Annotated in this window: 10 protein-coding genes and 1 tRNA gene; 7 read left to right on the forward strand and 4 right to left on the reverse strand. The window is 41.3% G+C overall.

Annotated features, from left to right (window positions below):
• Positions 1-22 precede the first annotated feature (22 nt).
• Positions 23-1,276, reverse strand: coding sequence for a type II toxin-antitoxin system HipA family toxin (locus ACSLUF_RS14990; RefSeq protein WP_106143262.1), 1,254 nt, complete (start codon positions 1,274-1,276; stop codon positions 23-25).
• 2 nt (positions 1,277-1,278) lie between these two features.
• Positions 1,279-1,566, reverse strand: a complete 288-nt coding sequence (locus ACSLUF_RS14995; RefSeq protein ID WP_106143263.1) for a helix-turn-helix transcriptional regulator — start codon at positions 1,564-1,566, stop codon at positions 1,279-1,281.
• A 70-nt stretch (positions 1,567-1,636) separates the two neighbouring features.
• Between ACSLUF_RS14995 and ACSLUF_RS15000 the strand changes: the two genes are divergently transcribed.
• The 5 genes from ACSLUF_RS15000 to ACSLUF_RS15020 all read left to right on the forward strand — a co-directional run bounded on the left by ACSLUF_RS15000 (position 1,637) and on the right by ACSLUF_RS15020 (position 7,058).
• Positions 1,637-1,846, forward strand: coding sequence for a hypothetical protein (locus tag ACSLUF_RS15000; protein WP_106143264.1), 210 nt, complete (start codon positions 1,637-1,639; stop codon positions 1,844-1,846).
• Positions 1,847-2,349: 503 nt separating this feature from the next.
• A tRNA-Met gene (locus tag ACSLUF_RS15005) sits at positions 2,350-2,422 on the forward strand.
• A gap of 256 nt (positions 2,423-2,678) precedes the next feature.
• Entirely contained in the window at positions 2,679-4,577 is a 1,899-nt protein-coding gene (locus ACSLUF_RS15010; protein ID WP_435623470.1) for a helix-turn-helix domain-containing protein, read from the forward strand.
• A gap of 167 nt (positions 4,578-4,744) precedes the next feature.
• Complete coding sequence (locus tag ACSLUF_RS15015; protein WP_435623471.1) at positions 4,745-6,346, forward strand: hypothetical protein; 1,602 nt, start codon at positions 4,745-4,747, stop codon at positions 6,344-6,346.
• 181 nt (positions 6,347-6,527) lie between these two features.
• Positions 6,528-7,058 carry a sigma-70 family RNA polymerase sigma factor gene (locus ACSLUF_RS15020; RefSeq protein ID WP_435623472.1) on the forward strand — a complete coding sequence of 177 codons (531 nt, stop codon included), beginning with the start codon at positions 6,528-6,530 and terminating at the stop codon, positions 7,056-7,058.
• Here the strand turns inward: ACSLUF_RS15020 and ACSLUF_RS15025 are convergent.
• Both ACSLUF_RS15025 and ACSLUF_RS15030 read right to left on the reverse strand, forming a co-directional pair.
• Complete coding sequence (locus ACSLUF_RS15025) at positions 7,055-8,098, reverse strand: DUF4405 domain-containing protein (protein WP_435623473.1); 1,044 nt, start codon at positions 8,096-8,098, stop codon at positions 7,055-7,057. The two genes, ACSLUF_RS15020 and ACSLUF_RS15025, sit on opposite strands and share 4 nt — an antisense overlap.
• A gap of 32 nt (positions 8,099-8,130) precedes the next feature.
• On the reverse strand, positions 8,131-8,607 hold the full coding sequence (locus tag ACSLUF_RS15030; protein ID WP_435623474.1) for a hypothetical protein: 477 nt from the start codon (positions 8,605-8,607) through the stop codon (positions 8,131-8,133).
• 321 nt (positions 8,608-8,928) lie between these two features.
• Between ACSLUF_RS15030 and ACSLUF_RS15035 the strand changes: the two genes are divergently transcribed.
• Together ACSLUF_RS15035 and ACSLUF_RS15040 are read left to right on the forward strand one after the other, a co-directional pair.
• Positions 8,929-12,093: a SusC/RagA family TonB-linked outer membrane protein gene (locus tag ACSLUF_RS15035; protein WP_435623475.1), complete on the forward strand. Its 3,165-nt coding sequence runs from the start codon at positions 8,929-8,931 to the stop codon at positions 12,091-12,093.
• 4 nt (positions 12,094-12,097) lie between these two features.
• Complete coding sequence (locus ACSLUF_RS15040; RefSeq protein WP_435623476.1) at positions 12,098-13,582, forward strand: SusD/RagB family nutrient-binding outer membrane lipoprotein; 1,485 nt, start codon at positions 12,098-12,100, stop codon at positions 13,580-13,582.
• The last annotated feature ends 37 nt before the right edge of the window (positions 13,583-13,619 follow it).

Here is a 13,619-nt window from a genome sequence, read left to right on the forward strand (position 1 = left end):
TTAAGCATTAAAATTTATGTCGTTATTCCCACCTAAAGGCACCTTCCATTAGCTGCACTTCGCTGTTCTTGATTCCTAATTTCTTAGCCACATCTTTCCAACATCTAACTGCTGTCAATACTTCACTCAAAATGACATTCATTTCCTTTTCATTTAAACGAAAATATTCCCCAACACTTTTAGCCAAATCAAAGTTTAAAGCATTATCATCCATATCAATATTTAGAGATAAACCATCCTTTTCAATCGATGGATTCAAGTCATAAGCGGGTGAGAGCACCCAACCCTTATCCCGTAAAATAAAACCGTGGTTTCGCAAATGGTCGTCGGTGTTTGAGATGGCAATATTAAATACAATGCGTCGCCAAAGTTGGTGCAAGTTGGCTTCGACATCAACTCCGTAATTCTCAATAAATTCCACAATTTCGAGATAGTTTGGGGATGCATCTTTAATGGTCTCTTCTGTATTCCCTGTCATGGTCATTGCCGAGGCAAAGTGTATGCGTTTATCCTCTTCCCTATCAAAGCGTTTGGTCAAGAAAGTATGATGTTGGCCGCTGATTTTTTCCACTTTGGATTCTGCCATATCGATGCCGGCAGCTATGGCCAATCGATAGGCCAAAAATTCCCATAGCGCTTTGTCAATTGTATCTGTTTTGGATGAAAACTTTGCAATCCACAAGTTTTTCCTTGTATCAAAAACATTGGCCTTGGGTCTGGCACCACCCAATGAGGAACCTGGCGCAATCAATACGGCGATCCATTTTTTCAGCGCTTCATCCTGAGCATCACTTTCCAACTGTTTGACAGCTTCCTGCAAGTCGCCCAAGGATGACCAGGGCGGTGTTGGCGTCTGGGCATCGTTATCCAAAAACGGACCTTCCAAGTCGGTCTTAAATCGTAAAGCGCCCATTCGGCTTTCATCAAAAACACCTAGTAGATAATCTATTTCGTAAAGGGCTTTTGGCTTTTCATTTTTCGCCCGAGCATCTTGTGCAGCCCTACGTTTCATAAGGGTTTTGCCCCAAGTATCAGGCATACTGTCTAGAAAAATGCCAAAATTCTCTTTGTTGGTAGGAAACTGTGGCCCGGAATAAAACTCAATGTCAGGGTCGAGCAAACGCTGTGCATCGGTTTTTAACCACGCTTTATCGTATTCAAAACTGAAGGCTTTCTTTCCTTTAGCGAAATGCGCCGATAGCGTACCGATGAGGGTTGGTTTTTCTAAACAGACCCAATCTGCAAAAACATATATGTCAAACTTTCCTTCTGCCATTATTATAATAAATCAAGGTCTTGCAGTTTTCTTCCGAATTCATCGTCTACTGCTAGCTTTTTAAAATCCTCTTCAAGATTCAATACTCTAAACACATTGAAGTAAGAACCTATGGCAACCTTTGGGTCACCCTTTTCTATTCTATACAATGTAGTTCGGTTAATTCCTGCGCGTTCGGAAACCTGCTCGGTCGTAAGCTTTCTTCGCTTTCTCGCCAACTTTATATTCTCGCCCAACTGCTCAAAAATCTTATGGTACTTTGGCAATAGAATAGCTTTCTTAGGATTCATTTTGTTGCATATTTTCCACAAATTTAATATTTATGTTGATATTATGCAACATTTATGATAATTCACTAGCATGTACAGCATTTTCAATCCAGACCACCATTTGTCCATTCCCATGGGCCTACCCCATGTGTTTCGATTCCGACCGCCAAATGATTATACTCTAAGCGAGATTGAAAAAAACTACATTTGGTTTTCTGACAGGGATTCGTTGAATGACGAAATGGATTCAAATCCAGAATTTGTGAAGCTTTCATACATATCTTTATACATTCCAGAATAAGAATCTAGAGGATATGGTCACCTATCAGGGGACAAGTTACACCACTTAGTAAACTACCATTTGACAGTACTCCAAATTCAAAAAGTTCAATTAAATCCTGTCATCGTAGTTTAAGACCATCTGTTTGTTATCAAAGAATATTGACCCCGCCATCACTATTTAACTATTGAATATCAATATATTACGAAACTATTCACTATTGGCTTTTAGCCTATTTCGAGTAAAATTTTTGTAAAAGCGAGCATCTTACCGAACAAAATTTACAAAGTACAAGCCTAGGAAACCAACATAAAATTGACCTCAACACCAACTATATCAATCCGGTACAATTACAACTATAGCATGGAATATGAAAGGTGTTAGAATTTTGTTTTTTAAAAATAAATCGTACTTTTACCTTCTTGAAAAGCGTACACGCGACCGAACAAAACGGGCATTTTCAAGAAATTTGACGGAATTATTAACCTTTTGGCTTTCAAGGGCTTAGGATTTAAAATATACATCGCGGGGTAGAGCAGTAGGTAGCTCGTCGGGCTCATAACCCGAAGGTCGCTGGTTCGAGTCCAGTCCCCGCTACTACTCAATTCAATAATAGAGAAAGCCAAGATTTAAGTCTTGGCTTTTTTGATTTTAGAAAATTTGGCGGTGACTATTTGTCTTAAGAAAAAGAGGAAAAGAAATATAGCTGTTTTCTTGGCGTGCTAGGTTCTTACTCTTTTTTCGAGTACTAGTTCAACAGGGATATTTTTGTCTACAAGGCTTATAGAACCAATTTCACCCTTTAATTTTTGTTATCTTTAAGTATTCCTCCTATGAAAAAAAATTATATAAAATGGTTTCTTCAGACTACAAAAGTCAAGATGGGATTCTTGTCGAAAGGCTTGAAGAAATTGTACTTGCCAACATAGACAATGAAAATTTTAGTGTTGAGGAACTTGCCAAAACGTATGGAGCGAGCCGTTCGCAGCTTCACAGAAAACTGAAACGCATAAAAGGACAATCAGTTAGCCAGTTTATCAGGGAGATACGACTAAAGGAAGCTATGAAAATGCTACGGAACAATGTCGCAAGCGTTTCCGAAATAGCTTACAGGGTTGGTTTTAACAGCACTTCTTATTTCAATACTTGCTTTCATGAACGTTATGGCTATTCCCCAGGAAAAGCAAAGTATCAGACAGCATCTGAAGATGAAGTCAAACCTTCTTCACCCGCCTTTGAAGAAAGCGCAATTGAACCAAAGGTAAGAAGCGCTAAGTTTAAAAAACCTTGGATTGTTTTTATCGCATCAGCAGCCTTGTTCTTGCTTGGTTTTTTCACAATCAAGGGGTATCTATCAGCAGAAAATAAAAAGGAGGTATCCATAGCGGTCCTTCCCTTGGATCATTTGTCCGAAGACTCCAGCCAAGAATATTTGACCGCCGGTATCCACGATGCGTTGATTGGAGAACTTGGAACGATAAAAGGCTTGAGAGTAATCTCAAGAATATCTACACTTCAGTTCAAGGACAAAGAAATGCCAATTCAGGATATAGCTAGGCAGCTTGGTGCGGAGCATTTGGTTGAAGGGTCTCTCATATATAAAGGAGATAGTATCCGAATGCAATTACAGTTAATTGACGCTTTTCCCGAGGAAAAACATATTTGGGCCAAAGATTATCATAACAATGTCAATGATATTTTGTCCATTCAAAATACCGCAATACAAGACATCGCCAACTCCATAGAAGTCAATCTTGACCAACAGAATCAAGAACGGATTCAGCAATTACAGGGTACTAATCCAGAAACCTACAAAGCGTACTTAAGAGGCATGTACTACCTTACCAAATCCAATGCCGAAGATTTTCAGAAAGGGCTGGATTATTTGCACCAAGCAGTTGAGATAGATCCTGCCGACGCTCTGGCCTATGCAGGTCTGGCCGAAGGATATGCCCTTTTGGGTCATGGTCCCGACCCTATGAATGCCCCTTGGAGAAGAGGTAAAGCAGCCGCTTTAAAAGCATTGAAACTAGACCCAAAATCTGCTAAGGCCCATTCTGCACTAGCAATGATTCAACTTTATTACGAACGCGATTGGAAAGCCGCAGAACGGTCATTCGCAATCGCTGAGGAATTAAATCCAAACCTCCCCTATAATCATTACCATTACTCCTGGTATCTTATTCTTTTAGGCAGATGGGAGGAAGCCCTGGAAGAACATCGATTAGCGAAACAATTGGACCCTTTGGCTCCACTGATCGCTTCGGATTTGGGCTTACTACATTTGTGGATGGGCAACTATGAAAAAGCGTTGGATGGAGTAAGAGAAGCTCTTGAAATCGACAAAGAATATGCACCAGCTTGGAGCACCCTCGGTAACATTTATATCGAAAAGGGAATGCATGATGAAGGAATCCGTGCTTTAAAAAAAGCCGTTGAAATCAATCCGGCAGGAAAATGGGGATTGGGCGCCGCCTATGCAAAAATTGGGAATAAAGACAAAGCGCTTGAAATTGCTTCTGAACTGCAGGAGGGTAAAGTGGGCTCAAGGGAGGCCTTTGGACTTACTGTAATTTATGCCAATCTCGGTGATTTTGATGAGGCGTTCAAATGGTTGTCCAAAAAACCCTTAGATGTTTTCGCACCTTGGCTTAGGGTCTGGAACGGTCCTGAGGATTTTAGAAAAGAACCTAGGTTCGAACAGTTCCTAAAAAAGCTCAATTTACCCCCACTGGAGCCTTCTGCAACATAATTTAAACAATTCAACATAGTCGAAACCAAAATTTGAATGAATAACCACATAATCAAAACTGGTTTAAACGACTTTTCCACATCTTTGATATAAGCGTTCGCTTTTTGTTGGCCAATAATACCTTAAATGTTTAATCGGGCTTTTATTAGCCTTTAAATCAATTAATTATGAAAACAAAACAACTGTTTTCCTGGAAACTTACATCCCTATTTTTATTAGGAATGGCCATCATCTCAGCAATGGGATGCCATGAAAACGATGACGTAGATTACCTCAACAACGTTTCTGAAACTCAAGACGACGAATGGGTAAACTTTATTGAAGACCTCTCTTTTGAATCCATCATATTGACAGAAAACCAAGGGGATTTAACAGATGCATTGAATCAAGCCAGTGTTGGTGACTTGATATTCTACGAGGATAGTGATATCCCTGAAACTCAAAATCTAAAAAATTCTAAGGGCTCTCTATTTGCCTTCAACAGTTTTGAGGACGAACCCATTGCAATCCGAAATAAAACGGAATCAAGTGTAACCTCAACAAAGGACGCAGAAGAAGTTGTCGATAAGCGCAGAAGAAGTTGTCGAATTTTGAAAATAAAAAGGTCCTCTCTTTCCACAAATATCGCACACTACCAGATTTTGGTGAGAATGGGAAACGGACCCTATGATATAGTGCGCTTGCATAGGGTGGTCAAAGAATCAAGAAGGTATCGGCCCATTAGAACCGAAGGGAACATTTTTATGATTCATGGGTCATCACAAGGTTTCGATGATATATTTCTCCGACCAGGAGTAGAAAATCCTGATAGTCAGAATTCATCACCCTTTTACTTGGCTTCAAACAACATCGATGTTTGGGGCATTGACCTAGGCTGGACTTTGGTCCCAGCAGAAACCACGGATTTTTCTTTCTTCCAAAATTGGGGTACCACAAAAGATAGGAGACACGTCCTGAAATCAATGGCTATAGCCAGATTGGTTCGGGGTCTTACCCGACAGGGATTTGGGCGGTTGAACTTGTTGGGCTTCAGCTATGGTGCGGGATTAACCTATAATGCAGCAATCAAAGAAACACAACAACATCGTATTCTAAGGGATATAAAAGGAATTATCCCAACTGACTTTGCCCTGGTTTATGAGCAAGCCGATAGTCCATTTGGTGCGGGATCCTGTTCCGTATCAGAAACGTCAGCAATGTTACATTCAAATGGGGAATATCAGAATGCCAATGGTGTCGGGTTCATCACGGTAGGTCAAGCGGCCCTTGACGATCCCGAAGGGGATTCACCATTTGCACCTGGACTGACTAATTATCAGTTTGCCATAGCGGCCGCTGCAGGACCACAACCCAATGGTCCGGATTGGCATTTTTTAGGTGGTCAGTTTGATGGGCAAATCCCTACGGGACTTGCCTATACTGAAGAAACGCGATGGTTAAAATTGCTGACATCCTTAGCGCCCTATATGCCGACTTATATTGCTGCAGAAGGCTTTTCGGTTTTTTGTCCGGAAAACCGGGAAAGTACCATAGCGGATTTAAGTGCGGTTAAGGTTCCAATATTATATATTGGTGCTGCAGGCGGTTATGGAATAGATGGGGTTTTCTCAACCACTCTTACGGGTAGTTCAGATATCAGTGCTAAAATTGTCACCAAATTACCGAATGGCCCCCGAATTTTGGATTACGGGCATGCAGACCTCTTTATGGCAGATGATGCTTCAGAATTGGTATGGAAACCTCTAAGAGATTGGTTGGTTAATCATTGATAAGGCAAATCCATCAAAATTCAAATTTGGGGTAACAGACTCATTACCACACGAGTGCTGGTTAGAGTCGAGTCCCCACTACTGTAAAGGGCTTTCAATTAGTTGGAAGCCCTTTTTTTAATAGCTTTATTGCATCATTCCGTAGAATTCACGTCTTAGCTTATATGAATACGTGCGTACAATGATTAGTGATATAGATAAATATTATAATCCACTGCTCGGGTACATCAAGAAAAGGGTGTATCTCGCTGAGGATGCAGAAGACTTGACCCAAGAGGTTTTCCTTAAGTTATCCAAATCCGATTTGAATACCATCGAAAATGTAAAGGCCTGGATGTACCAAATTGCCAAGAACAGCATCATCGACTACTATAGGTCCAAAAAAAGGAAATTGGAAGGCTTGGAGAATAATTTCATCAACGAAACCAGGGATGAAGCCAACGCCATTGAAGAACTTAGTTATTGTATCGTTCCTTTTGTAGAAAGATTACCAGAAGAATATCGCACCCTATTAAAAATGTCCGATTTGGAAAACATTCCGCAGAAGGCAATCGCAGAAAAAATGAACATGAACTATGTTACGGTGCGGTCCAAAATTCAGCGTGGAAGAAAAAAACTCAAGGAGATGTTCGCTGAATGTTGTCAAATCACATCAGGGGGTAGAGGTAGCGTTATTTGTCATCAAAAACCAAGTAATTGCTGCGACAACTAAGGTGAAGTGACCTCTATTTTTACCAAAACCCGTTCCACAATTTCCTTGGAAGTAGTAAGGGTTTCCATATTGTGATATATAAACCCATCTTTTCCGGAATGATGTCCATGACCGATTAATTCCATCAAATAGTATTTTTTATTTCTATTACCTATATCCAAAATAGCCTCATAAATCAAAGAGGGCTGCCCCAACTGTCCTGTTCCGCTGTGGAACACCTCATCTTCCGGAAAATCGAATTCTGAATAAAATTCGTTGTCATCAAAGGCGACATTTATTTCCAGCCTCAAAAGGACATGTTTCGAAGCATCAGCGACCGTTGTAAGAAATCGGAAACTACTAGGCAAGGTTTCTCCCGAAACAGCATCCGCCAATGGGTGTTCTGGACTAGGAGCATAGAGGCCATCAGCTTGCACTTCCGCTCTTTTATGAGACCAGACAGGAAGCGCATCGACCCTCCTAAATTCTTGGGAAAGGCTTTTTTTGGCATCAAAGCTCTTAAAATTCTCTTTGGTCCGTCCTCCAAAAAAAGTTCCTTTTGCGGTGGCATGTGTCACATAGAGCGAGCTAATAAAGTTACCATCAACATCCTCTAGCCATATGGCCATCTGAGGATGCCAATAATGTTGGCCAGCTATCAATTCGATTTCTAATCTATTAGGCAGGTCCCTACCAAAATCAACAAGAATGAATTCATCCTTTTCAATCTCCCGAGATTGGTTTGCTCTCATCTTCGTTCCAAATTCCATAAGCTCCGAAATCGGTCCGAAATTGAAAAACGACATGCCCAGCACCAGAAGAAATAGGATTCCTACCAAGACAAACGAACCTTTCGGTCCCTTGCTAACCAGATAGTTTTTGAGTCCGCTCCAGTTGTTTCGAATATGAAACAGTGCTCCAAGCAAAAAAAGAAAACCAAAAATGGTATGCACCGCGGCAACCCTAAAGTCATAGTTAAAAAAGAAAGACAAAACTCCCGTGACTGACAAGACCACAAAGCATAAAGCAATGCTTGTGCTTATCAATTTGCGTCGAACCATAACCTTCGTATTATTTTATAGAGGCATTGTTTCTACAACCGTTTTTTAAGATCAGACAGTTTTGATTTCAGTAGCGAAACCTGTTGCGCTTTGTTTTCAGGTAAATCCAAGACGATTGGGTGGATGTTCAACTTTTCAGACAATTCTTTTTGAATAATTTCAATTTCATCCTTGATGATTTGTAAACTTTCATTGTCGGTTTCGCCGACTATACCGTGTATGTCATAAGATCTGGGGTTAAATGAAATCCTACTATGATTTTCCATCATGGATTTTAAATCGATGAGACTTAAACGTAATTCCGTAATGGTTTTGGCTTCACCAAATTTGGTTTTCGCACCTCTACATGCCGAGGGGGTGCATCCCGAATTAGGGCCTGCTACTGATTTAATATTCGAAACTTGTTCTGTGGTTTTCTTTGAGCTCGTTTCACAAGACTGCCCAAATGATTCCTGAATCCCCGCAGTAGATAGCGCTGCAATGAAGCTTAACATAAAATAGTTTTTCATGATATAAATTTTGATTTCCCTTTTAAAGACGAACAGTGCTAAGAAAAGATGCATGATCACAGTAATAAATCCATTCCTGGAATCCTTCACCCGTCAAATTGTAATGCAGTTCGTACGACTGTATACAAACGGTCGACTACTAATCACAACACAACTATTCTTACCCGGCAATTGCGTGGGAAGGACGGTTAGAGGCCTTACAAAAAATGAGTCAAATCGAATAAAACGACCAAATCTCATTTAGAATTTATGGATTAGTCACCATAGCCTCTACCTCCTCCTTTTTTGCTTTTAAAGATTTCTAACTAAAACTCAAAATGTATGAAACAGAAAATCCGTTTTCTGTCCGTATTGGTTTTGCTTTTAAGCATTTCCAATATATCGGGACAGGAAAAACAAATTTCGGGTACGGTCACAGATACCAACAACCTTCCCTTACCCGGAGTGTCCATTGTAGTAGTAGGAACAACCAATGGCACACAAACCGATTTTGACGGCAATTACACCATTTCCGCGAGTATTGGCCAGGTACTACGATTCACCTACTTAGGCCAAAAGACAGTCGAAAGGACTGTCGGTCCAAGCAATACAATCAATGTGGAAATGGAAGAAGATGCGGAGGCCTTGGAAGAAGTTGTGGTTACCGCCTTAGGTATTGAAAGAACGGCAAGAAGCATTGGATACGGGGTCAACACCGTTAAAGCGGAAGAGCTTAATGAAGTAAGGGAAACCAATGTATTGAGTGCACTTCAAGGAAAGTCTTCTGGTATTTTGATTACTAACCAAAGTGGTAATGTGGGTGGTTCACAGCGTATTCTAATCCGCGGAAATAGTAGTTTGGCCGGTACGGTCCAACCTCTTTTCGTTGTGGATGGAGTTCCTATTTCCAATAACAATACTGCTACAGGTAGCCGAACAACAGTTGGATTGGATTTTGGAAACAGGGCCCAAGACATCAATCCAGATGATGTTGAATCCGTAACGATTCTAAAAGGGGCATCGGCAGCCGCGCTATACGGTTCAAGAGCGTCTGGGGGAGCAATAATCATCACCACCAAAAAGGGCAAACCCGGAACAAGGGCAAGTTTGACCTTTAGCAGCAGCTATCGTTTTGATGAGCCCTTACGACTCCCAGACTTTCAAAACGAGTTTGCTGCAGGTGACCAAGGGGTATATGATTTCACCCAAGATCCTGGAAACCAGGTAACCTCAGGGTTTGGTCCCAGTATTGCCTCCTTGGCAGGTCAGACTTATACCAATATCGCAGGTGAAGAAGTACCCTTTGAGGTTTTTCCAGATAATGTTGAGAACTTCTATAGTACGGGGTTCACTAGCATTTATAATTTAAATGTTTCTGGATCCTCAGAACCAGGAGATGACTACCGAATGAGTATTTCGTATACCGATCAAGGCGGTATTGTACCTAACCAAAGATTGAACCGAACCAATATCGGTTTGAATGCAGGTAAAAACCTGACAGACAAGCTCAGCTCTCGTTTTAGCGTAAACTATGTGAGGACCAATACAACAGGTACCGCCGCGGGTGGGGCAAACAATCCAAACGTTCTTACTTCAATAGTGAATTTGTTGCCTCGTACTACTGATTTTGATTTGTTTACTCCAGATGTAGATGAGTTTGGCAATCAGCTTAATGATCCAGGAGGGCAGCAGAACAACCCATTCTTCATAGCCAATCAAAATGCGCCAAGAATTGAGGTAGAGCGTTTCTTCGGAAATGCATCTCTTACATACAAGCCTTTTGAAGGTTTGAGCCTTTTGGGAAGGGCAGGTTATGACACGTTCAATGACCGACGTTTGTTACAAAACTCAATTGGTACCATCGGAAATATCCAAGGTAACTTTACCCAAGATGTTATAGGACGGCGTGAGTTGACTCTGGATTTCATTGCGACCTATGAAGGTAGCATTACTAATGATTTGAATTTTACCGCCCGAGGAGGAACACAATGGAACGAACGTGTTTTTGAAAGGTTACAGAATTTTGGACAGAACCTGGCACAGCCCGAGCTCTTTTCTCCCGCAAATGCAGCAGTTAATAATGTACTCAATGACCTCAATACCGTACGGATTTTTGGTGTGTTCGGAGACATAACACTTGATTACAAAAATTGGTTGATATTAAATGCTACAGGGCGAAATGATTGGTCTTCTACCCTATTTCCAGATGATAATAGTTTTTTCTACCCTTCCGTTTCTTTGAGCTTTGTTTTCTCCGATGCATTTAACATTCAAAGTGATATCTTGAGTTATGGCAAGTTACGGGGTAGTTGGGCCAATGTTGGTGGGGATACCACTTTTGGTCAGTTAAACTTTTTCTTTACCCCCGATACGGGCTTCTTTAGACAGTTCTTACAACCTGGCACTTTTCCATTTGGTGGGAATTTGGCATTTAACTCCAGACCTACTTTAACAGATCCTAACTTGAAACCTTCCAATCAGCGAAATTATGAGGCGGGTATTGAATTGGGTTTCTTTAAGAATCGTATCAATTTGGATGTTACCTATTACGACAACCTGAACGAAGATGATATCGTATTTGTTCCTACACCTCAAAGTTCGGGATTCTCTTTTTTCTTGACCAATGTGGGAGGGGTCTCCAATTCAGGTGTGGAAATCGAACTTAATGCAAGAGTGCTACAAACCAAGGACTTTAGCTGGGATTTGGATTACAATTTCACCAAAAATGATCAGATTGTTGAGGATTTGGATGAAATTGAAGGAGGGGCCCTTAACCTCGCCAACGAATTCAATGGTCTTTCCGTAAGAGCCGAGGAAGGTCAGCCTTTCCAATTATTTGGTCCGCGCTGGAGAAGAGCACAAGATGCTGATGGCAATGATATAGAGGATGCCATTCTAGTTGACGAAAATGGAATCCGACAAATTGGCCAACCGGATAATATTGGCGCCATTCAGCCTGATTGGCAAATGGGATTGACCTCCACTTTTAAATACAAGGGATTCAGTCTTTCTACTACATTCGATTGGAGAGAAGGCGGACTTCTATTCTCAAATACCGTGGGAGCCCTACGTAGAACAGGATTGGCAGCTGAGACTGCTGTAGATCGCGATAATCTATTTGTAGACCCAAACACTTTTACACAACCAGGCGGACCGGGAACGGCAGTCATTCCAAATACCACTCCCATTTCAAGTGTCCAAAACTTTTATGCCAATGGTTTTTCCAATGGAAGTATCGCTGAGGGAAATATTTTTGATGCCACTTTTATTAAATGGAGAGAACTAAGCCTAAGCTACACCTTTGAATCCAAAATCCTTGAAAGAACACCACTCAAAGGTCTTCAAGTAGGAATTCAAGGGAGAAACTTGGCTCTTTTCAACACCAGTGTTCCTCATATTGACCCAGAATCCGGATTGGGTGGGTCAGCCAGTCAGTTTGATGGAATCGAGCGCGGCGGTATACCCACTACACGAAGTATTGGTTTTAACATAATAGCAAACTTTTAGGTCTATGAAAACGATAAAAAAATATAACGCTATCAAACAGTTTTTATGGGTATTCCTTTTCTTGGGAAGCACCCTAATCCAAACAAGTTGTGAGGATTCCATTGAAGGGGATGTCAATATTGATCCCCTAGTCGGAAATGATATAGATGTAAACCTATTAATGCCGCAAGTACTTCTTGCCGGACTTTCAGCCACCAGAACCATTGAACTAAATCAGATGAACAGCCAGGCCCAACATTGGTCTGCCACAGCAGGTTTTGGGGTATTTGTAAATCCTGAACGCTATAATATTGGACCGAATACGGTAAACAATACTTGGGTTTTCCTTTTTACCAATTCACTGCGGAACTTGCAGCAAATGCGTCTTCTAACAGAGGCGAACAATCCCTCAGCTCGTAATATTATTGGGCAGGCTAGGATTTTGGAGGCATTTTCCTTTTTCAATGCTACGCTGATTTTTGAAGATATTCCTTTTAGCGAGGCCACCAATGTCTCGGAGTTCCCCATACCACAGTTTGACACCCAGGAACAGGTCTTACGAGGTCTTCCTGCCCTTATAGACTTAGGATTGGCAGAACTTCAAACGGACACTGATATTATTACATCTGCCGATCTGTTGTTTGGAGGGGATAGAGAAAGTTGGATACGTTTTGGAAACACATTGAAATTAAAGATATTGATGCTGCTAGCCAATGTGGACCCTGCCTCCGTTCAAACAGAAATTCAAGCAGTGGCTAACCAACCCCTGATTTTGGAAGCCAGCCAAAATGCGGTGCTACAATTTATTAACACCCCAGGTAACGAAAACCCAATATGGGGAACTCTAAATGCCTTTGCCGGAGGAATTAACACCTTTTGGGGTGGCGCCACAACATTGATTGATATCATGAATACCAATGAGGATCCAAGAAGGTTCGTTTGGTTCGATCAGGTAGAAGGAGAATTTGTTGGGCAGGATCAGGGAGTGTTCTCTGCAACAGGAATTTCACAGATAAGTGCCAATATAATACGAGAAGATCAACCCGATATTTATGCAAGTGCTTCTGAAACCAATTTTTTATTGGCTGAGGCGGCCCTTCGGGGTTTTATTAGCGGAGGGATTGCAGCGGCAAATGGGTTCTATCGCGACGGTATTCAAGAATCTTTTAACTTTTACGGTAATGGTGTCGGTGCCATACCGGGAGTTTCTATTCCCGATGTGGATGCTGAAGCATACTTAGCTTCACCTCAAGGGTCAATAGATAGCGACACCGAAGCGGATGCCTTAAGAAAAATTCATTTAGAGCATTGGATTTCTGATTTCACGAGACCGATTTCCGCATGGACCACTTGGAGAAGAAACAAAGTGCCAGATTTACAGCAACCGGTGCAAGCCGTACTCCCAACCATCATTAGAAGGTATCAATATCCGGTAAGTGAGATTACTGCAAACCCCAACACGCCAGACTTTACTCCGTTGGAAACACCTATGTGGTTTGAAAATGAGTAATAATAGTTAATACATTACATGGAAAACCCTGGCAGAA

The sequence above is a fragment of the Flagellimonas sp. genome (assembly GCF_965601775.1).
Lineage (GTDB): Bacteria > Bacteroidota > Bacteroidia > Flavobacteriales > Flavobacteriaceae > Flagellimonas.

Coding starts and splice junctions, on each gene's coding strand:
- ACSLUF_RS14990 (WP_106143262.1), bottom strand. CDS start 1,276: ATGGCAGAAGGAAAGTTTGACATATATGTTTTTGCAGATTGGGTCTGT.
- ACSLUF_RS14995 (WP_106143263.1), bottom strand. CDS start 1,566: ATGAATCCTAAGAAAGCTATTCTATTGCCAAAGTACCATAAGATTTTT.
- ACSLUF_RS15000 (WP_106143264.1), top strand. CDS start 1,637: ATGTACAGCATTTTCAATCCAGACCACCATTTGTCCATTCCCATGGGC.
- ACSLUF_RS15010 (WP_435623470.1), top strand. CDS start 2,679: ATGGTTTCTTCAGACTACAAAAGTCAAGATGGGATTCTTGTCGAAAGG.
- ACSLUF_RS15015 (WP_435623471.1), top strand. CDS start 4,745: ATGAAAACAAAACAACTGTTTTCCTGGAAACTTACATCCCTATTTTTA.
- ACSLUF_RS15020 (WP_435623472.1), top strand. CDS start 6,528: ATGATTAGTGATATAGATAAATATTATAATCCACTGCTCGGGTACATC.
- ACSLUF_RS15025 (WP_435623473.1), bottom strand. CDS start 8,098: ATGGTTCGACGCAAATTGATAAGCACAAGCATTGCTTTATGCTTTGTG.
- ACSLUF_RS15030 (WP_435623474.1), bottom strand. CDS start 8,607: ATGAAAAACTATTTTATGTTAAGCTTCATTGCAGCGCTATCTACTGCG.
- ACSLUF_RS15035 (WP_435623475.1), top strand. CDS start 8,929: ATGAAACAGAAAATCCGTTTTCTGTCCGTATTGGTTTTGCTTTTAAGC.
- ACSLUF_RS15040 (WP_435623476.1), top strand. CDS start 12,098: ATGAAAACGATAAAAAAATATAACGCTATCAAACAGTTTTTATGGGTA.